The organism is Bacillus sp. FSL K6-1012 (genome assembly GCF_037964915.1).
In the GTDB taxonomy this organism is placed as follows: Bacteria; Bacillota; Bacilli; order Bacillales; family Bacillaceae; genus Bacillus; species Bacillus halotolerans.
The window spans coordinates 3,374,821-3,394,643 of record NZ_CP150175.1; the positions used below are offsets into that span (position 1 = coordinate 3,374,821).

Below are 19,823 nucleotides of genomic sequence, written 5' to 3' on the forward strand. Positions count from 1 at the left end.
TAAGAGTTTTACAGTGATAACTCACGGGTGCTGCCGTGAGTACGTTTCATTTCGTTTGAAGGTTCTTACAAAGTAATGCACCCGTTAGTTGAACAAGTCCACGGCTTATTTAAACTGTACTAATTTCCTTTTAAAATAGAGATCCCGTTCTCAATAAAAATAGGTGTCTAATCTATAAACCACTCCATATAAGCTTCTTTATTCATATTTAAATTTTTTTGGGCTACTAGGCATACATCCAATCCAAGTTTTGACCCTGAGCGTAAACTGGTTAAAAGTCTAATTGCAATAAGGAGTGAACCTCGAATTATGGTATATCAAAGACAAATGACACCCTATGCCCTGAATCCCTGGGATCTACAAAATTGTTTGTATCGTTTCACGTATTTGTGGCTTAGAAACGATGATAATTTCTGGTTTTTCTTAACGACTATCGGGGAATCAAGAGTTTATGGATATAGGTTTTTCGGTGGAAGATGGAATAATTATTCCGTTGATTTAAGAGATATTGTTTCCTTCTATTGTTCTCCTCCGACTCCAACTCTATATTAAAACACTGCGCCTAATCTTCGTATATGAAGAAGTTATTTGTGAATTAAAAACGTTTAAAACATAGCAAAATGAATTGATTCTTGGAAATCCAAGGTTCAAAAAAAAATGGAATCATTTTTCAAAATTACAATGAGCACTATCTTACACCTTCCACTATACGTGAAACGATTCGGAACTATCACCAAGCTTCAGGGGTTGAATATAGAGGCTTACATGCTTTCAGACACACGCACACTGTTTTCGCCCTTGAGTCATGTGTAAGTCTGCTATATCTATCTATCAAAACGATTCGGACACAAGAACACTAAAACAACAAGTGAAAAATATTCACACATAACTGAAAAAATCGAACAAGATGAGCTTGAAAAATACGCTTCTTACACATCAAGATAACAAAAAACTTGGCATAAAAGTTGGCACAATAGAAACTTGGCACGTGCCAAAAATAAGAAAAACCCTTGATAAACAAGGGTTTTTCGTTAGTTATCCAATAGAACCTTCCATTTCGAACTTAATCAAACGGTTCATTTCAACTGCGTATTCCATTGGAAGCTCTTTTGTGAATGGCTCGATGAAGCCCATTACGATCATTTCAGTCGCTTCTTCTTCGGAAATACCGCGGCTCATCAAGTAGAAGAGCTGTTCTTCAGATACTTTAGACACTTTCGCTTCGTGCTCCAATGAAATGTTATCATTTAAGATTTCATTGTAAGGAATTGTATCTGATGTTGATTTGTTATCCATAATGAGCGTATCACACTCGATGTTGGAACGGGCGCCTTCCGCTTTACGTCCGAAGTGGACGATTCCGCGGTAGGTTACTTTCCCGCCTTGTTTAGAGATCGATTTTGATACGATTGTGGAAGATGTGTTTGGCGCAAGGTGAATCATTTTTGCACCCGCATCCTGATGCTGGCCTTTACCCGCAAGAGCGATAGAAAGCGTCATACCGCGCGCGCCTTCGCCTTTTAGGATACAAGCCGGATATTTCATTGTCAGTTTAGATCCGATGTTGCCATCGATCCATTCCATCGTTGCGTTTTCTTCACATACTGTACGCTTCGTTACTAGGTTGTAAACGTTGTTCGCCCAGTTTTGGATCGTCGTATAACGGCAGTAGCCGCCTTTTTTCACGATGATTTCAACAACCGCACTGTGAAGAGAGTTTGTTGTGTAAACAGGTGCCGTACAGCCCTCAACGTAATGCACGCTTGCTTCTTCGTCAACGATGATCAGTGTACGTTCGAACTGACCCATGTTTTCAGAGTTGATACGGAAGTAAGCTTGAAGCGGTGTCTCAACCTTCACGCCTTTTGGCACATAGATGAAAGATCCGCCGGACCAAACAGCTGAGTTCAGCGCCGCAAACTTGTTATCAGTCGGCGGAATCACTTTTGCCCAGTGCTCACGGAAAATATCTTCATTTTCTTTCAGCGCGCTGTCTGTATCTTTAAAGACGATGCCTTGCGCTTCAAGATCTTCTTTCATGTTGTGGTATACAACCTCTGATTCGTACTGAGCAGAAACACCCGCAAGGTATTTTTGTTCAGCTTCAGGAATCCCGAGCTTGTCGAATGTTTGCTTAATTTCTTCAGGAACTTCATCCCAAGAACGCTCTGAACGCTCAGACGGTTTTACGTAGTACGTAATTTCGTCAAAGTTCAGTGAGTTTAGATCTCCGCCCCATTGTGGCATTGGCATGTTGTAGAAATGTTCAAGTGATTTCAAGCGGAAATCAAGCATCCATTGAGGCTCTTCTTTCATGCGAGAAATTTCTTCTACGATTTCTTTTGTCAATCCGCGCTCTGAACGGAAAATGGAAACGTCCTTGTCGTGAAAACCATATTTGTATTCACCAATATCAGGCATTTTTTTAGCCATCCATTTTCACTCCAATCCTTTTAATTGCCGCCCTCTTCTTTAGCGACTCCTTTTTCAAGTGCCTTCCATGACAGGGTTGCACATTTAATACGGGCCGGGAATTTTGAAACGCCTTGAAGGGCTTCAATATCACCCAGATCTATAGAATCATCATATTCTTTCCCTTGCATCATATCCGAGAAAATCTTAGACATGGAAAGGGCTGTTTCAATATCTTTCCCTTTAATCGCCTGAGTCATCATCGAAGCGGATGCCATTGAAATGGAACAGCCTTCCCCTTCAAATTTCGCATCTTCCACGATGTCTCCGTCAAGCTTCATTGTCAGTCTGATTCGGTCGCCGCATGTCGGGTTGTTCATATCCACGACGATGCTGTCATTCAAAACCCCTTTGTTGCGCGGGTTTTTGTAATGATCCATAATCACTTGTCTGTACAATGTATCTAAGTTTGCATTAAAAGACATTTGTAAAATACTCCTTTGTCTTTTGAAGAGCTTCCACAAGCTTATCAATCTCTTCCTCTGTATTATACAGATAAAAGCTTGCTCTCGCAGTAGCAGTTACATCCAGCCATTTCATCAGCGGCTGGGCGCAATGGTGACCCGCTCTGACAGCGATCCCTTCCGCATCAAGTACGGTTGCCACATCGTGCGGATGAACATCATCAAGGTTAAATGTGATCAGCCCGGCACGCTCTTCCGGTCCGTAAACCGTCACGCCGTCAAGCTGACGGAAGCGTTCAAGCGCATAAGCTGCAAGCTTGTGCTCGTGGCGGGAAATCTCATCAAGACCGATTTCTTCGAGAAAATCAATTGCGGCACCGAGACCGATTGCTCCAGCAATAATCGGAGTACCCGCTTCGAATTTCCACGGAAGCTCTTTCCAAGTTGATTCATAAAGCCCGACAAAGTCAATCATTTCACCGCCGAATTCGGCAGGCTCCATGTTTTCCAGCAGGGCTTTCTTTCCGTACAGCACACCTACTCCGGTAGGGCCGCACATTTTGTGGGAAGAAAGCGCAAAGAAGTCGCAATCGAGATCCTGCACGTCAATTTTCATGTGAGGCGTGCTTTGTGCACCGTCCACCACAATGACAGCCCCGTTGTCATGAGCAATTTTCGCCATTTCTTTTATCGGGTTGATCGTGCCGAGAACATTAGACACATGAGATACCGCAACAATCTTTGTATTGCTTGTGACCGTTGCTCTGACGTCATCTAATGAAATCGTGCCGTCTTCCTGCAGCGGAATATATTTTAATGTGGCGCCAGTCGCTTTGACAGCCTGCTGCCACGGAATGATATTCGCATGATGCTCCATATAGGTGATGACCACTTCATCACCCGGTTTGAGGTTGGCGCGTGCATAGCTTAGCGCCACCATGTTCAGTGATGTGGTCGTGCCTTTTGTGAAAATAATCTCAGCCATTGACTTCGCGTTAATAAACTTGCGGACTTTTTCACGCGCTCCTTCATAACCGTCTGTCGCTCTGGTTCCAAGCGTATGGACGCCCCGGTGAACATTGGAATTGTATTGGTTATAATACTTATCCAGTGTTTCAATGACAGCACGCGGCTTCTGAGAAGTCGCCGCGCTGTCGAGATAAACGAGATCATGTCCGTTCACTTGCTGATGAAGGATCGGGAACTGTTCACGAATATCTGTGATATTCATTACTTCACTTTCCTTTCGATAACAGAAACCAATTGTTTCTTAACGCCTTCAATCGGAAGTTCGTTAACTACCGGCGCAAGGAATCCATAGATGACTAAGCGTTCTGCTTCTTCTTTCGCAATCCCGCGGCTCATCAGGTAGTAAAGCTGAATAGGGTCCACACGGCCGACAGATGCCGCATGTCCTGCAGTTACATCGTCTTCGTCAATTAAAAGAATAGGGTTTGCGTCTCCGCGCGCTTTTTCGCTGAGCATCAGCACACGGGATTCCTGTTCCGCATTCGCTTTAGAAGCGCCATGTTCGATTTTGCCGATTCCGTTAAAGATAGAAGAAGCGGAATCCTTCATCACACCGTGCTTCAAGATATATCCTTCAGAAGCTTTACCGAAATGAATGATTTGTGTCGTGAAGTTTTCTGTTTGCTCTCCTCTTCCGACAACAACCGTTTTCGTGTCGCCGTAAGTGCCGTCACCGTAAAGGTTTGTTGTGTTTTCGGAAATGGTGTCGCCATCGTTCATGAGGCCGAGAGCCCACTCGATTTTGCTGTCGCGTCCGCGCGCAGCACCGCGGCGGTTGACATAAGTTGTCACGCCGGAAGACAGAGTATCCACCGCACCGTATGTCACACTGGCATTATCACCTGTGATAACCTCACTGATAATATTGAATACAGCATCTTTCGGGTTGACCGTGCTGATGTAGTTTTCTACATACGTTACTGAGCTATGGTCTTCCGCCACAATCAATACGTGGTTGAATAGAGCTGTATCGTTGCTTTCGTGGACATAAACAGCCTGAACCGGCGTCTCCACCTGAACATTTTTCGGAACATAGAGGAATGCCCCTCCGTTAACAAGAGCTGCGTGAAGTGCAGTTAATTTATGCTCATCAACCTTCACGCCGTCTTTCATAAAGTATTTCTCCACTAAGTCGCTGTGCTCGCGGGCAGCAGTCAAAATATCAGTAAAGATGACGCCTTTGTCTTTCAATTCCTGAGAAAGAGAAAGGTATGCAGGCGTCTGATCACGCTGTACATATAACGTTTTATCTTCGTTTTCGACATCGATCAGCGCTTTTGCTTCATCAGTCAAATCTTCTAATGAAGAAAGCGGCTCATTATCAACTGTATGCTTCGCGAAGTTCGTGAAGTTCCAGTTTGTGATTTTTGTTTTGTCAGGCTTCGGCATCGGCAGATCCTCAGCTTGTTCAAGAGCCTGTAAGCGCAGGTTTTTCAGCCAGGCAGGTTCTTGATGCTTTTCGGAAAAGCTTTTGAGATACTCCTGATCTACGGATAGTTTTGTATCTAGTGTCATATTAATCCCCCTAACGCTTACGCTTCTTGGCCTACAGTTTCGTCTTCAATGCCAAGTTCTTTTTTGATCCAGTCATAACCTTCTGCTTCAAGACGCTGTGCAAGCTCTGCACCGCCGGATTTTACAACGCGGCCTTGCATCATAACGTGAACCACATCAGGAGTGATGTAGTTTAACAGACGCTGATAGTGAGTGATCATCAGGCAGCCAAAGCTTTCGCTGCGCATTTTGTTGATCCCTTTTGATACAACTTTCAGAGCGTCAATATCAAGACCTGAGTCGATTTCATCAAGGATGGCGATTTTCGGTTCAATCATCATTAGCTGAAGGATTTCGTTGCGTTTTTTCTCCCCGCCTGAGAAGCCTTCGTTGAGGTAGCGCTGAGCCATTTCAGGGTCCATTTCTAAGAACTCCATGTTTTCGTCCATTTTGCGGATGAATTTCATAAGGGAAATTTCATCGCCTTCTTCTCTGCGCGCGTTGATCGCAGAACGAAGGAAGTCGGCATTTGTCACACCGCTGATTTCACTTGGGTACTGCATTGCAAGGAACAAACCTGCCTGCGCACGCTCGTCCACTTCCATTTCCAGTACATCTTTGCCGTCAAGCGTGATGCTGCCCTTCGTTACTTCATATTTAGGATGCCCCATAATAGCAGCTGACAGAGTTGATTTACCAGTACCGTTCGGTCCCATTACGGCGTGGAACTCTCCGCCTTTTATTTCAAGGTTTACACCTTTTAAGATCTCTTTCCCTTCGATTTCAACGTGAAGATCTTTGATCGTTAATGTTGAAGCAGCCATATCTATACCTCCAAAAATATATAATCATTATTCTCATTTTATTCTCATTCTAATTTTATAACAAATGAAAAGTAAATACAACTTTTTATCGTGCCTTGCACATTTCTCAAGTTTAACAAAGTTCAGCACTTTATTAAAGCAATTGAAAAAGAAAAAGAGTGGATTCCCACCCTTTTTTAAAGACCGATTTTCTCATTAAGCTCCGCAGAATACCGTTTGCATTTTTTATATTCAAGCTCTCTCTGCCGCTCAACTTCCATTCTTGTATCCAGCCGGCGTCCGTATTCCTCGTACCCGATTCCATGCGACAGCTGCATCGCTTTTTCCATTTCTGACGTATAATCGAGGTCCAGTCTGTCCTGGCTGCTGCAAATAATGAATCAATCCCTTCATTTATTTACTGCTATTGTATCAGCTCTTCGACCGGCGCTGCAAAATGGATATGGCTTGATATAACAACGGATGAGACGAAAGGACCCTTTGAGTTGAAATGAGAATCGTTTTTCGGAATATTCCTTCTTCTAATGCGTAGTGTTTCCAAATTCCTCTATGCACTGCTGGACAACTGTCACACCTTGGCTTAGAGCAGCTCCGCCTCCGAATGCAGCCGCCACACTGACAGCTTCAAGAATGTTTTCTTCCGTCGCTCCTTGGTCAAGACAGCCTTTTGTGTGATAGATCATGCAATATTCGTCCTGAGCATTGATGGCGATCCCCAGTGCAATCAGCTGTTTTTCTCTTTCTGTTAGCGAATTAGCTGCAAAGCATTGTTCGGTAAATTCGTTAAACTTTCTTCCCATCATCGGCATCTTCTGTTCAAATGTGCCTAAACTTTGTTTATATTGTTTTAGCGCGTCCTGCATGCTTCCTCTATCTTGATTCAAAGAAAATCCCTCCATCTGTTTAACATTCCTTTTTATTATGAACAGCTTTAAGGAAAATACCCAAAAAACCCCGGATTTCTCATCCGGGGTTTCAGTCTTATTCAGATACAGGAAGCACAGCTCCGTCATATTTTTTATCGATGAAGTCTTTGATCTTTTTAGAGTGAAGAACTTCCATCAGCGCTTTGATTTTTGCAGAATCCTCTTCGCCATCTCTCACTGCAATGATATTGGCGTAAGGGTTATCTTTTGTTGATTCCACTTCAATCGCGTCTTTTTTAGGATTTAATTTATTTTGGATCGCATAGTTCACATTGATGAAGGCCGCGTCTCCTTCTTTGTTTTCATATGCTTTTGCCGTTAATTCAGGCGCTACTTTTTTGAACTGAAGGTTTTTCGGGTTTTTCTTAATGTCTTTCAGTGTTGCATCGACTGTCTCCACTTTGGAATCAAGTGTAATTAATCCTGCATTCTCAAGCATTGCAAGCATACGGCCTTGTTCAGCCACGTTATTTGTCAGGATAATTGTCGCACCGTCGGGAAGATCTTTTAATGATTTGTATTTTTTAGAATAAATACCGAATGGCTCTAAGTGAATCGCGCCGGCATTCACAAGTTTATAATCTTTGTTTTCTTTCATTTCTTGCTCAAGGTAAGGAATGTGCTGGAAGAAGTTCGCATCCACTTCTTTATCAGCTAAGGCTTTGTTGTACATTTTGTAATCACTAAGCACTTTCACTTTCAGTGTGTAGCCTTTTTCTTTTAACAATGGTTCAGCTTCTTTTAAAATTTCTGCATGCGGTGTTTTTGTAGCTGCAACAACAATTTCTTTCTTGCCGGATTCAGCGTTATTAGAACCGCAGGCAGCCATAACTCCTGCAAATACAAGCAGTAATGCACCTAAAAATAGCTTTTTCAATGTAAATCCTCCCTTATCGTTTGTCTATTATATTTGTTATGACATCACCGATCATTTGAATAATGAAAACGATGATTAAAATAAATACAGTAGCAACGAAGGTCACATCAGTATTATTAGACTGATATCCTTCTACATATGCAAGGTTTCCAAGGCCTCCTGAACCGATGGCGCCCGCAATTGCCGTTGAGCCGATCAAAGCGATGGCCGTAACCGTGATCCCAGAAATAAGGGCCGGCATGGATTCCGGAAGCAGCACTTTGAAAATAATCGTTGATGTTTTGGCTCCCATTGATTTCGCAGCTTCGATGACGCCTTTATCCACCTCGCGCAGCGCAATTTCAGCAAGCCGCGCGTAAAACGGGGCTGAGCCGATGACTAACGCCGGAAGTGCCGCGTTCGGCCCTAAGATGGTGCCGACTAAAAACTTCGTAAAACCTAGTAATAAAATAATTAAAATGAGGAACGGAATAGACCTGAATACATTGACAATGGCCGCAATCACAGTGTTGACCGCTTTGTTCTGCCAGAGGCTCCCTTTGCTTGTGAGAAAGAGCAGCAGACCGAGGATCACCCCGATGACAAAGGCAAAAACCAAAGAGATCAGCGTCATATAAAGCGTCTCGTATGTCGCGTTCCATAATTCAGTTACATCAACGTTCGGGAAGTATTTTTCAAACATTCGTGATCACCTCTGCTTTCACCTGTTTGTCATTAATAAACCGGATCACGTTTTGCACTTCTTCCTCGTCACCGTCAATATGGATGAACAATGAACCGTATGCTCCGTCCTTCGTCTGCGAGATTTTCCCTTGCAGAATATTGACACTGACATTGAAGTTTCTGATCATCTCTGTAATCAGAGGCTGTTCAGCCGCTTCGCCGACAAATGTGAGCTGAACCGTTGTTCCTGACGCTTTTTCGTCAAGAAGATGCTGAAGCGTTTCTTTTGTTTCTTCAGGCTCAGTCACCTGCTGGACAAATCGTTTTGTCATTTCTTCCTTCGGATTCTTGAAGACATCGAGAACTTCTCCTTCTTCAACAACCTTTCCGTTTTCCATGACAGCGACTCTGTTGCAGATTTTGCGGATGACATGCATTTCGTGTGTGATCAGCACAATCGTCAAACCGAGTCTTTCATTAATATCGGACAAAAGATCCAAGATTGAATCAGTTGTTTGCGGATCTAAAGCTGATGTCGCTTCATCACAAAGGAGAACCTTCGGATTGTTTGCGAGCGCTCTGGCGATTCCGACCCGCTGCTTTTGTCCGCCGCTCAGCTGGGATGGGTAAGATTTTTCTTTTCCTTCTAAACCTACCAGTTTAATCAGTTCATTGGCACGCTTGATCCGCTCGCTTTTTTTCACCCCGGCAATTTCTAAAGGAAACATAATGTTATCTCTGACAGTTCGCGACCAGAGCAAATTGAAATGCTGGAAAATCATACTGATTTCATGGCGTGCTTTTCTTAAATTGCGTCCGTTTACTTCATTAATCTTTGTTCCCGCCACTTCCACGATTCCTGAGCTTGGTTTCTCAAGTCCGTTCAGCAGACGGATTAAGGAACTTTTACCAGCTCCGCTATATCCTATAATTCCAAAAATCTCACCTTTTTTTATGGAAAGCGAGACATTTTGGACAGCATTGACATCTCCATGTTTCGACTTATACACTTTTGAAACATCCTGAAGATTGATCAAAGCGATCACCTGCCTTAACACTATTCTAAGAAATCTTCCGGTTTTTTCTGCAAAAGAAAAGCCTTTCTGCATACTTGAGCAGAAAGGCTTATATAAAACGCCTTTCTCTCATCTTTCAAAGCTGAACGCTTCGTGTGAATTGGCACCATTTCAACAGTGTTGATGGTTGCCGGGCTTCATAGGGCACTTCCCTCCACCTCTCTTGATAAGAGAAATATATAGTCTTTTTCGTCCGGAAATTCTTAATGTAGAATAGCATGGCGAATGATAAAATGTCAATAAAATAAATGATGTCAACTTTTACTATTATAATAATTTACTATTTTTCAATTCTTTAGAATCCTCTGAAAAAAACCATTAGTCAGCCACAGAATGGCTTCCAGCTTTAACAGCGCTCTGAATGAACCCTTTACCTTTAGGCTTCCGCTCTGGATCAGGTGCTGAAGGGAAATGTCTCCATGCAAAAGATCAATGATTTCTGTTTGGTTTCCATAAAAGGTCAGGTTGGACGTGTGGGGCGGAGAAATCTTTTTCATTTCCCCTTGTTCGTTTATTGAGACGGTTAAGGCTTCTGTTTCTCCTTGGAAGGTAATGAGCAATGTTGAAGTGTTCAAAAGGGGTTTTAAAAACAGATGCTGGTAATCATCTTCTAAAACTTCCGCTTTCTCCATTTGTACAACCTCCTATTTGTTGGTCATACATACACATTTCTCTCCTCAGCGCAAGAACCCCTTTATAAAACGAACGACAATTTCATTGGAATGCGCCGAGAAAAATGTCATAAATGAGATGCAGAAGATGATTTTTGTTTGATCAGCTCATATAAGTAAGAAACGGAATGAAACGCATACCCTCTTTCAATTACTTTCCCGCCCTTAAACAGCAGAAAACAAGGGACGCTTTCAATTTGATATGCTTTAGCAAACGCCGGTGAATAGTTGAGATTATTTTTATAGAAGGCGACAGACGGAAGCATTTCTTCGACGACTGTCAGCATTTTGCTTGCCAGCTGGCAGGTCCCGCAAAACGGAGTATATAAATATAGGAGATACACATCATCAGTAATGTGTTCAAGTTCTTGTTCTTGGAGTTCTTTCATGCTATAACACCTCAGGTCTTTCTTTCAAGAAAAATCGTATGGACATTCAGATTTGCGCTCAGCAATACAGATGCTATATGGTGTCTGGGCGCCGCCGCGACTTCCTTATAGGCTTTGTCGATATGTATATGGAAGGCTTCATTAAATTCCCTTTTCAGCTGTTTTCTCAATTTCTCGCCCGATTCATCGGCATCAACCAAAATACAGACGTCCTTCTCATAAAGCTCGTCAGCCAATTCCTCCAGCTTCAGCTGGCTGATTGTTCCGTTTGTGCAGAGAATGCGCACTGGCTCATTCAGGACGCTTTCAATCTTTTCTTTATCTGATTTCCCTTCAACAATCAAGACTTTTTCCAGCTCGTCCATGTTCATCTGCTTCACCTGCCGCCAAATTTGAAACGTTCAGATTGTAAAAGAAGGCAGTGAAATTCACCGCCAACATTAACACCAGCCGCTTTCGTAGTCACAATCCACATATTTCTGATCGTCTCCTGAAACCACGTCGGCTGTCTTATAAAACTTTTCATTTTCATAGGTAAAACCGGACTTAAGCTCATATTCATTCATGCCTGTCATTTGGCCGATCATCTCATCTTCATGATATAACGAGAGCCGGCCATTTTGAAAGCGGCCTGTCACATCATTGGTGACATCGAGCTTTTGTTTGCTGAAAGCCATATTGGACACCTCCCATAGCGTTAGCGTATCCAATTGCCTGCTCAGCTATCCGGTTTTAGTCTTGCTGTGTCATCTCTTCGTATTGCTCTGCTGTCATTAGTTTTTCAATTTCAGACGCATCAGACGGTTCAACGACGATCATCCATGCTTTTTCATACGGAGATTCGTTGACGAACTCCGGGCTGTCATCAAGATCTTCGTTTACTTCCACTACAGTTCCGTTAATCGGTGCGTAAAGCTCAGATACCGTTTTTACGGATTCTACACTTCCGAAAGGCTCGTCCGCTTTAATTTCAGCGCCGACTTCAGGAAGCTCAACAAACACGATATCTCCGAGCTCGGATTGGGCAAAATGGGTAATGCCGATTTTGGCTTTTTCTCCTTCAACTTTTACCCACTCGTGTTCTTCTGAGTAACGCAAATCTTTAGGTATGCTCAATTGAATCCCTCCATTTTTTACAGCACTACAATAAGAAGATACCACACTTTTCGAAAAAAATTTACATCATGACCAGTTTTCTTCAAATTGATCTTCTTTAAAGCCGACTGTCACTTTTTCGCCGTCTGTTGTGAGCGGGCGCTTGATCAGCATTCCGTCTGAAGCCAGCAGTTCAAGCTGTTCGTCTTCTGACATATGATACAGTTTTTCCTTCAGATTCAGTTCACGGTATTTCATGCCGCTTGTGTTGAAGAATTTCTTTAAATCCAGCCCGCTTTTTTCATAAAGCGATTTTAGCTCCTCTTTGCTTGGAGGCTGTTCTGCAATATGTATTTCGTTGATTTCTTTTCCGTGTTCTTCAAGCCATTTTTTCGCTTTGCGGCACGTTCCGCATTTAGGGTACCAGTAAAAAGTTAACGACATCTTCTTCCCCCTCAATAAAATAATCGAGGTTATTTTAACACAGTTTGTTTTAAAAACCTAAAACAGTGCTTCATAAAAAAAGAGCTCCGGATGAGCGGAGCTCCTTGGGACTCAGACAATATATTTTTCTGCCTCGAACACACCCGCTGCCGCTTCACGTTTTTTCCGAATGACATTTTTAGGCGTCACGCGTGTCAGCTTGCGGAGAGCCGAGAGCATCATACGGAGAGAATCCCCTTCTTCCATTGCTAGTAAAGATTCTTTCGCATGGGCTTCAATTTCGTTAAAGGCTTCTTGAACGAAAATTTCTGTGTACAGCAGCTTTTGCGCTGCTTTATCGCTTCCTTGCGCGGCAATTGCCTTTTCCGTTCTGAGCACCGCTGATTCCATTGCATATACATTGCTGACAATATCAGCAACGTTTACGAGGATTTCTTGTTCGCGGTCGATCGCTTTTCCGTATTTTTGCGCGGCAAGGCCCGCGGCGAACAGGGCGATTTTTTTGGCTTGCTTGACCATATATTTCTCTTGCTCTAATACGCCGGTGCCCGGCTCCTCAGGCATAAGCATCATGAGTTCTTCTTGAAGCGCCTGTGCCTTTTCAAAAAGAGGCAGCTCGCCTTTCATCGCTTTCTTCAGAAACGTGCTTGGCACGATTAACCGGTTAATTTCATTTGTTCCTTCGAAAATCCGGTTGATCCTGGAATCCCGATAGGCTCTTTCCACCTCATACTCCTGCATAAATCCGTAGCCGCCGTGGATTTGCACGCCTTCATCGACAATATAATCAAGCGTTTCAGAGCCAAACACCTTGTTGAGAGAGCATTCAATGGCGTATTCGGCAATGGACTTCGCAATTTGTCTTCCGTCCTTTAGGTCTTCAGCTGTAAACTGGCTCATATTGTCTTCAAACAGCCCAACGGTTCTGTACACAGAGCTTTCCATCGCATACAGTCTTGATGCCATCGTCGCGATTTTTTCCTGGGTCAGCGAAAAGCCTGCGATCGGCGTTTTAAATTGGCGGCGCTGATTTGCGTAAGCTGCAGACAGCTCGATCACCCGTTTGGACGCGCCGATCGTTCCTACTGCCAGCTTGTAGCGGCCGATATTTAAAATATTAAAAGCGATGACATGCCCTTTGCCGATTTCTCCAAGAAGGTTTTCCTTCGGCACCTCAGCCTGATCCAAAATAAGGGTTCTCGTCGATGACCCTTTAATTCCCATTTTCTTTTCTTCAGGTCCGGTTGATACGCCCGGAAAATCTTTTTCTACAATGAAAGCGGAAAACTTTTCGCCGTCCACTTTGGCGTAAACGACAAAGACATCGGCAAAAGCTGAGTTGGTAATCCACTGTTTTTCCCCGGTTAATACGTAATGCGTTCCAGCTTCATTCAGCACCGCTGTCGTTTTTGCGCCTAACGCATCAGATCCGGAACCCGGCTCAGTCAGTGCGTACGCAGCGATCTTTTCCCCTGAAGCCAGATCAGGGAGATATTTTTTCTTTTGCTCTTCCGTTCCGAAGAATACGATCGGCAAGGAACCGATGCCGACATGCGCACCGTAAGAAAGTGAAAAGCTTCCCGCACGCGAAAATTTTTCAGTGATCAGCGCCGAGCTGATCTTATCAAGGCCCAGCCCGCCGTATTCCTCGGGCACATCGGCTCCGAGAAGCCCCAGTTCTCCCGCTTTCTTCAAAAGCCGGACGGAATGTTCAAATTGATGGTTCTCAATTTCATCTATATGCGGCAGAACGTCCTGCTCAATGTAATCCTCCGTTGTTTTCGCAATCATTTTATGCTCGTCGGTGAAATCCTCCGGTGTATACATCTGATCATATGTGACATCCTCGATTAAGAAGCCGCCGCCTTTTAGTACTTCAGCCGTTTTTTTCGTCATTTGTTTTTCCCCCTTTAGCATAATTCAAATACACCGGCTGCTCCCATTCCGCCGCCGATACACATTGTGACGACACCAAATTGCTCGTTTCTTCGTTTCATTTCGTGAATCAGCGAGAGAGTAAGCTTTGTGCCCGTACAGCCAAGCGGGTGTCCGAGTGCGATAGCGCCCCCGTTGACATTCACTTTCTCCTCATCAATCCCCAGCTCCCTGATGACTTGGATGGCTTGTGATGCAAACGCTTCGTTCAGTTCGAACAGCCCGATGTCCTGCAGTTGAAGCCCGGCAAGCTTCAGTGCGCGCGGAATGGCTTCCACGGGCCCGATGCCCATGACTTCCGGCGGCACCCCGCCAACTGCAAAGGAACGGAATTTGACAAGCGGCGCCAAACCAAGCGCATCCGCTTTTTCGCGATCCATCAGCATGACAGCCGCCGCCCCGTCACTTGTTTGCGAGGAATTTCCGGCAGTGACTGTCCCGTCAACAGAAAAGGCCGGGCGTAATGTGCTTAAAATGTCTGTGGTCGTTTGCGGGCGGACACCTTCATCCTGAGAAAAAACAGTATGTTTTTCCTGCGGCTTATGGTTTTCGCCGATTTCTGTCACCTTGAATTCGACTGGGACAATTTCGTCTTTAAATTTCCCCTCTGCAAGGGCTTTGGCAGCTTTCTGGTGGCTGCGCACGGCAAAAGCATCCTGATCTTCACGGGAAACGCCGTATTTTTTCGCAACCTGTTCTGCCGTGTGTCCCATGCTCATGTAATACTCCGGCGCTTTCTCGGCTAATGCGAGGTTCGGACGGGTCACATGCCCCATCATCGGAACCTGTGACATAGATTCCGCTCCGCCTGCAATGGCCGTATCGTAGGCGCCAAGCATAATTTTTTCTGCCGCATATGCGATGGACTGAAGACCTGAGGAACAGTAGCGGTTGACCGTAATCGCCGGCACCGTATATGGCAGACCCGCAAGCGCGCCGATATTTCTCGCCATATTGAGCCCCTGTTCTGCTTCAGGTGTTGCACAGCCAATAATTAAATCGTCAATATTGCCCTCATAGCCGCCTGCTCGTTTCAGCGTTTCTTTCACGCAAATGGCTCCCAAATCATCCGGGCGAACGGTGGCCAATGAACCTTTTTTCGCTTTCCCTACCGGTGTTCTTGCTCCTGCCACAATAACTGCCTCTTTCATAAACTCCCTCCTAGTTCCGTAAAGGTTTGCCTTTCACCAGCATATGCTGCATTCTCGCTTGAGATTTCGCCTCGCCTGCCAGACTTAAAAACGCTTCTCTCTCAATTTCCAATAAATACTCTTCATCCACCTCTGTTCCGAACGGCACTTTTCCGCCGGCAATCACAAAAGCGAGCTTTTTAGCGATTTTCATATCATGCTCAGATAGGTAGCCGGACAGCTTCATTTGCTCTGCACCGAGCAGAAGCGCGGCATAACCTGTTTCCCCCGCCACCTTGACCTTTTCTTTTACAGGCGGCCGCCAGCCGGTATCGTATAAAGAGGCGGCTAACTGCTTTGCATCGTACAGGAGGTGATCCTGGTTAGTGCTGATACGGTCAGCCTCTTTTAAAATGTTCAGTTCCCGAGCCTCTTGGGCGGAAGTTGACACCTTAGCCATTGCGATCGTTTCAAATGTTTTCATGGCCGCATTCATCGGATCAAGACCGCGGCGAAGTTGATTGATGTACAGCTCTTTATTGCCCCCTCCGCCAGGGATAAGGCCGACTCCTGATTCTACAAGTCCCATATAGGCTTCGCTTGCCGCTTGTATTCGTGCAGCAGGGAGACACACTTCCGTTCCTCCGCCGAGCGTCATGCCAAATGGAGCGGCAACAACAGGTTTCGTGCTGTATTTGATGTTCATCATTGTCTCTTGAAAACGCCGTATCACCAAATCAACTTCCATAAAGTTTTCATCTTGTACTTCCATTAAGATCATGGCAAGATTGGCGCCCACGCAGAAATTTTTTCCTTGATTGCCGATGACAAGCCCTTTGTAATTCCGCTCTGTTTCTTCCAATGCTTTGTTGATCATTTGAATGATGTCGAGCCCGATGGCATTGCTTTTCGAGTGAAATTCCAGAAGCGCTACATCGTCACCAAGATCGATCAAGCTCGCTCCGCTGTTTTTCGCAATGACGCCGTTTGTTTCTTTAACTGACTGTAAATGGATTCGTTTCTTGTTTTCTTTTACAGCTCTGTATTCGCCGCTTTCGTAATAAAGCACTGTTCCGTTTTCTCTGATATAGAAGGTCTCATTCCCTTTGTCCAGCATATCTTTTATCCAGCCGGGAATCTCCGCTCCAAGCTGTTCAAGCTTTTCCGCCGACTGTCTGAGACCGATTGCGTCCCAGATTTCGAATGGCCCCAGTTCCCAGCCGAATCCCCATTTCATAGCTTGGTCAATTGCATGAATATCGTCGGCAATTTCTCCGAGCAGCTGGGCTGAGTAAAGCAGCGTTTGCGACGTGACATTCCACAGCAGCTGGCCAGCCCTGTCTTCTGAATAAATAAGCGCTTTAATTTTAGCTTTTATCCCTTTAGCTTGCTTTGCCGCTTCAAGAGCCGGCGTTTTCATCTTTGACCGTTCTCCGTAAGTAAGCGTCATCGGATCAAGCTCATAAATCGTTTTTCCTTCTTTTTTATAAAAGCCTTGACCGGATTTGCTTCCGATCCAGCCTTTTTGCAGCATGTCATTCATGAAGTCAGGCAGGCGAAACACTTCTTTTTCGTCTCCCTCTGCTTTGTCATATACGTTTCGGGCGACGTGGGCAAACGTATCAAGGCCGACAACATCCAGCGTTCTGAAGGTTGCGCTTTTCGGTCTTCCGATCAGCGGGCCTGTGATGGAGTCGACTTCTCCGACCTGATAGCCGCCTTTCAGCATTTCTTGAACCGTAATGAGAAGTCCGTACGTCCCGATTCGATTTGCGATAAAATTTGGTGTGTCCTTTGCTGTGACCACACCTTTGCCGAGGACATTTTCACCGAAGGATGTCATAAACGCCAGAATGTCAGGATCCGTTTCCTTAATCGGAATGATCTCCAGCAGCTTTAAATATCGCGCCGGGTTAAAAAAGTGTGTTCCAAGAAAATGAGCTTTAAAATCATCAGACCTGCCTTCAGCCATTGCCTGCACTGAAATGCCGGACGTGTTGCTCGAGACAATGCTGCCCGGTTTCCGATGCTCATCCACGAGAGAGAAAATCTTCTTTTTGACCTCAAGATTTTCGACAACGACTTCAATAATCCAATCAGCTTCCTTCAGCTTCTCAACATCATCTTCTAGATTGCCGGGAGTAATATAAGCGGTATTTTGTGCTGACGTAAGAGGGGCGGGCTTTTGTTTCAGCAGCTTTTTCACCGCAGATCTGCTCAGCCTGCTGCGCACCTCCGGACTTTCCTTCGTCAGCCCCTTTTTCTCCTCTTCCTTTGTTAAATCGTTCGGCACAATATCAAGCAGCAGGACCGGAATTCCGATGTTAGCCAAATGCGCAGCAATACCGGAACCCATAACCCCCGATCCTAAAACGGCTGCTTTTTGAATGTGTTTGTGCATGAGACATCCCCCTTGAACGTTGAATGAATAATCATTCATTTTTTGGTCAAAAAAAATGGAAACCCGTTTCTTCTTTCATCATAAAAGATTTTTGTTTCGACTTCAATAGCTAATTTGTTATTTTTTTGTATGAAGCAAATAGAAGACGGGAAACTTAAACCCGGAGGTGAAGGGAATGGTGCGAGAGAAAAAGAACCCGTCTTCAGCAGCAGTAAGCGCGGCGAGCGTGAAAGGGGATGCCGGTCCGACACAGCATTACGGCGGCGGAAAACGGACAAGCCAAAATCAGCAGTATAAGAAACACAACATGGAACAATAACAATGCAGCTGCGGTTCGCGGCTGCTTTCACTTTTTGAAAATCCCTTTTAACACAAAAGCCGCATTTGCGGGTCTTTCGGCGATTCTTCTCATAAAGTAGCTAAACCAGTCGGTTCCATACGGGACATATACACGCATCTTGTACCCTTCCTTCACGAGTTCCTTCTGCCGCTCCGGCCTAATCCCGTAAAGCATTTGAAACTCGAATTGTGACAGCGGGATTTGATGCTCGGCAACGAGTTTCTTCGTAAACGCAATGATGTCATCATCATGTGTAGCGACGGCAGTATAGTTCCCGCTCAGCAGATGAAGTTTAATCAAGCTCTGAAAGTGAAGGTCTGTTCCTTTTTTATCAGGGAATGCAACGGCCGCAGATTCCTTGTAAGCGCCTTTGACAAGTCTGAGATTCGGCTTCAGATCGTGCAGCTTTCGGATATCTTCTGCAGCCCGGTAAAGATACGCCTGTATCACCGTACCCAGCATGTCAAATTCCTGCTTGCACTGCCTGTAGATGGCAAGCGTCTGTTCATAATGTGAGTAGTCCTCCATATCAATCGTCACAGCCACGTCATTTTCCTTCGCAGCAGATAAAATGTCACGCAAATGTGAAACGGTCAGCTCTTCTGAAATATCGAGCCCCAGTGACGTCAGCTTAAGGGAAAACTCGGAATCTAACCGGTGTTCGGCAATCGCTTGAATCGCCTTCTTGCATTCCTCTGCGACTCGACTCGCTTCTTTTTGTGTAGCCGCATACTCGCCTAAATAATCAATGGTTGTGCACAAACCGGATCGATTCAGCTTTTTAATGGTCCGAACAGCCGATTCAATCGTGTCCCCCGCGACAAATCTCCGCGCCCCCAGCCGTGATCCGTATGCTTTGGCAAGCTTGGTGAGCGTTTTATTTTGAGATAAGAATAAAAACATATGTCTCAACATCCAATTCCCTCCTGACGATACAGCCTTCTTCAAAACACCTGTATATAACTCCCATACTGAAGGAAACATAAAACGAATAGAACGCAAAGGAGGATTACAATGAACAATCAGCAGCAATCTCAAATGCCGCCCTCTGTTATTTCGACAAAGGATCATTTGTATCTGAATGACATGCTGAACTGGAATCTGCTCGCGATGAAAAAAGCGCATTTTATGGCGCAGCAGTGCCAGGATCAAACATTAAAACAAGAACTAGACCGCGTCGGACATATGCATCACGATCACTATCAAAGAATATTAAAGCACCTGCAGCCAGGCCAGCAGCAGTCCGGCTATATCCAATAAGGAGGCGCCAAAATGAATCAGCAAAATCAGAAAATCAGCAACCCGCAAACACCTGTGCCGACTACATCAGAAATGAATGACAGAGATGTCGTCAATGAACTTTTGACAACGGAAAAATACATGACCACTGCGTATTGCACTGCTCTGCATGAGTTCAGCCATGAATCTCTCTATCAGGATATTCAATCCATTTTTGATGAGTCACAAAAAGCGCAAAGAAAACTGTATGATCTCATGTTCCAATACGGATGGTATACTGTTGAAGCAGAAGACGCCCAAAAGCTGCAGCAATCCTATCAAAAGTTCCAGCAAACCATTCAGCAGCAGTCTCCTTATCAGCAATAAAGCTCTGTCAATCAGATCCGCAAAAAGGGTATGATGTGCTTTACTGGC

The 19,823-nt window shown here is 44.7% G+C and carries 23 protein-coding genes and 1 riboswitch; of the genes, 3 read left to right on the forward strand and 20 right to left on the reverse strand.

Annotation, left to right across the window (positions count from 1 at the left end; translation table 11 throughout):
- Positions 1–1,035: 1,035 nt before the first annotated feature.
- From sufB to NSS75_RS17640, 19 genes are all read right to left on the reverse strand, one after another.
- Entirely contained in the window at positions 1,036–2,433 is a 1,398-nt protein-coding gene (sufB, locus tag NSS75_RS17550) for a Fe-S cluster assembly protein SufB (RefSeq protein WP_003228608.1), read from the reverse strand.
- Positions 2,434–2,453: 20 nt separating this feature from the next.
- On the reverse strand, positions 2,454–2,897 hold the full coding sequence (gene sufU, locus NSS75_RS17555) for a Fe-S cluster assembly sulfur transfer protein SufU (RefSeq protein WP_003222809.1): 444 nt from the start codon (positions 2,895–2,897) through the stop codon (positions 2,454–2,456).
- Entirely contained in the window at positions 2,887–4,107 is a 1,221-nt protein-coding gene (gene sufS / locus NSS75_RS17560) for a cysteine desulfurase SufS (RefSeq protein ID WP_024122766.1), read from the reverse strand. The genes sufU and sufS overlap by 11 nt, the downstream gene beginning before the upstream one ends.
- The gene (gene sufD / locus NSS75_RS17565) at positions 4,107–5,420 is read right to left on the reverse strand and encodes a Fe-S cluster assembly protein SufD (protein WP_095714026.1); all 1,314 of its coding nucleotides are present in this window, start codon (positions 5,418–5,420) and stop codon (positions 4,107–4,109) included. The genes sufS and sufD overlap by 1 nt, the downstream gene beginning before the upstream one ends.
- A gap of 17 nt (positions 5,421–5,437) precedes the next feature.
- A complete protein-coding gene (sufC, locus tag NSS75_RS17570) occupies positions 5,438–6,223 on the reverse strand; it encodes a Fe-S cluster assembly ATPase SufC (RefSeq protein ID WP_010331788.1) in 786 nt (261 codons plus the stop codon).
- Between the two features lie 176 nt (positions 6,224–6,399).
- Positions 6,400–6,552: a hypothetical protein gene (locus tag NSS75_RS17575; RefSeq protein ID WP_010331789.1), complete on the reverse strand. Its 153-nt coding sequence runs from the start codon at positions 6,550–6,552 to the stop codon at positions 6,400–6,402.
- Between the two features lie 192 nt (positions 6,553–6,744).
- Entirely contained in the window at positions 6,745–7,122 is a 378-nt protein-coding gene (locus tag NSS75_RS17580; protein WP_038954281.1) for a carboxymuconolactone decarboxylase family protein, read from the reverse strand.
- 82 nt (positions 7,123–7,204) lie between these two features.
- Positions 7,205–8,026 carry a methionine ABC transporter substrate-binding lipoprotein MetQ gene (metQ, locus tag NSS75_RS17585; RefSeq protein WP_095714027.1) on the reverse strand — a complete coding sequence of 274 codons (822 nt, stop codon included), beginning with the start codon at positions 8,024–8,026 and terminating at the stop codon, positions 7,205–7,207.
- A 13-nt stretch (positions 8,027–8,039) separates the two neighbouring features.
- Positions 8,040–8,708 carry a methionine ABC transporter permease MetP gene (metP, locus tag NSS75_RS17590; RefSeq protein WP_010331792.1) on the reverse strand — a complete coding sequence of 223 codons (669 nt, stop codon included), beginning with the start codon at positions 8,706–8,708 and terminating at the stop codon, positions 8,040–8,042.
- Complete coding sequence (metN, locus tag NSS75_RS17595) at positions 8,701–9,726, reverse strand: methionine ABC transporter ATP-binding protein MetN (protein WP_024122771.1); 1,026 nt, start codon at positions 9,724–9,726, stop codon at positions 8,701–8,703. Before metN ends, metP begins: the two co-directional genes overlap by 8 nt.
- A 105-nt stretch (positions 9,727–9,831) precedes the next feature.
- Positions 9,832–9,938: riboswitch (SAM riboswitch) on the reverse strand.
- A 114-nt stretch (positions 9,939–10,052) separates the two neighbouring features.
- Positions 10,053–10,397 (reverse strand): SCP2 sterol-binding domain-containing protein, encoded by a 345-nt coding sequence (locus tag NSS75_RS17600; RefSeq protein ID WP_024122772.1) that lies wholly within the window; start codon positions 10,395–10,397, stop codon positions 10,053–10,055.
- Positions 10,398–10,504: 107 nt separating this feature from the next.
- Positions 10,505–10,825, reverse strand: coding sequence for a thioredoxin family protein (locus NSS75_RS17605; RefSeq protein ID WP_024122773.1), 321 nt, complete (start codon positions 10,823–10,825; stop codon positions 10,505–10,507).
- An 11-nt stretch (positions 10,826–10,836) separates the two neighbouring features.
- A complete protein-coding gene (locus tag NSS75_RS17610) occupies positions 10,837–11,190 on the reverse strand; it encodes a toprim domain-containing protein (protein ID WP_339237681.1) in 354 nt (117 codons plus the stop codon).
- A gap of 75 nt (positions 11,191–11,265) precedes the next feature.
- Complete coding sequence (locus tag NSS75_RS17615) at positions 11,266–11,502, reverse strand: YusG family protein (RefSeq protein WP_010331799.1); 237 nt, start codon at positions 11,500–11,502, stop codon at positions 11,266–11,268.
- A gap of 55 nt (positions 11,503–11,557) precedes the next feature.
- The gene (gcvH, locus tag NSS75_RS17620) at positions 11,558–11,941 is read right to left on the reverse strand and encodes a glycine cleavage system protein GcvH (protein WP_010331800.1); all 384 of its coding nucleotides are present in this window, start codon (positions 11,939–11,941) and stop codon (positions 11,558–11,560) included.
- Positions 11,942–12,007: 66 nt separating this feature from the next.
- Positions 12,008–12,364, reverse strand: coding sequence for an arsenate reductase family protein (locus NSS75_RS17625; protein ID WP_024122775.1), 357 nt, complete (start codon positions 12,362–12,364; stop codon positions 12,008–12,010).
- 111 nt (positions 12,365–12,475) lie between these two features.
- Positions 12,476–14,260, reverse strand: a complete 1,785-nt coding sequence (fadE, locus tag NSS75_RS17630) for an acyl-CoA dehydrogenase FadE (protein WP_339234161.1) — start codon at positions 14,258–14,260, stop codon at positions 12,476–12,478.
- A gap of 14 nt (positions 14,261–14,274) precedes the next feature.
- Positions 14,275–15,450, reverse strand: coding sequence for an acetyl-CoA C-acetyltransferase (locus tag NSS75_RS17635; RefSeq protein ID WP_216393846.1), 1,176 nt, complete (start codon positions 15,448–15,450; stop codon positions 14,275–14,277).
- A 10-nt stretch (positions 15,451–15,460) separates the two neighbouring features.
- The gene (locus NSS75_RS17640; RefSeq protein ID WP_339234166.1) at positions 15,461–17,830 is read right to left on the reverse strand and encodes a 3-hydroxyacyl-CoA dehydrogenase NAD-binding domain-containing protein; all 2,370 of its coding nucleotides are present in this window, start codon (positions 17,828–17,830) and stop codon (positions 15,461–15,463) included.
- 175 nt (positions 17,831–18,005) lie between these two features.
- Between NSS75_RS17640 and NSS75_RS17645 the strand changes: the two genes are divergently transcribed.
- Positions 18,006–18,149 (forward strand): YuzL family protein, encoded by a 144-nt coding sequence (locus NSS75_RS17645; protein ID WP_010331806.1) that lies wholly within the window; start codon positions 18,006–18,008, stop codon positions 18,147–18,149.
- Positions 18,150–18,176: 27 nt separating this feature from the next.
- On the opposite strand, the gene NSS75_RS17650 is transcribed toward NSS75_RS17645, so the two are convergent.
- Positions 18,177–19,085 (reverse strand): proline dehydrogenase, encoded by a 909-nt coding sequence (locus tag NSS75_RS17650; protein WP_101859979.1) that lies wholly within the window; start codon positions 19,083–19,085, stop codon positions 18,177–18,179.
- Positions 19,086–19,184: 99 nt separating this feature from the next.
- Here NSS75_RS17650 and NSS75_RS17655 point away from each other — a divergent pair, with 99 nt between their 5' ends.
- On the forward strand, positions 19,185–19,430 hold the full coding sequence (locus NSS75_RS17655) for a hypothetical protein (protein ID WP_010331808.1): 246 nt from the start codon (positions 19,185–19,187) through the stop codon (positions 19,428–19,430).
- A gap of 12 nt (positions 19,431–19,442) precedes the next feature.
- On the forward strand, positions 19,443–19,775 hold the full coding sequence (locus NSS75_RS17660; RefSeq protein WP_024122779.1) for a spore coat protein: 333 nt from the start codon (positions 19,443–19,445) through the stop codon (positions 19,773–19,775).
- Positions 19,776–19,823: the final 48 nt, after the last annotated feature.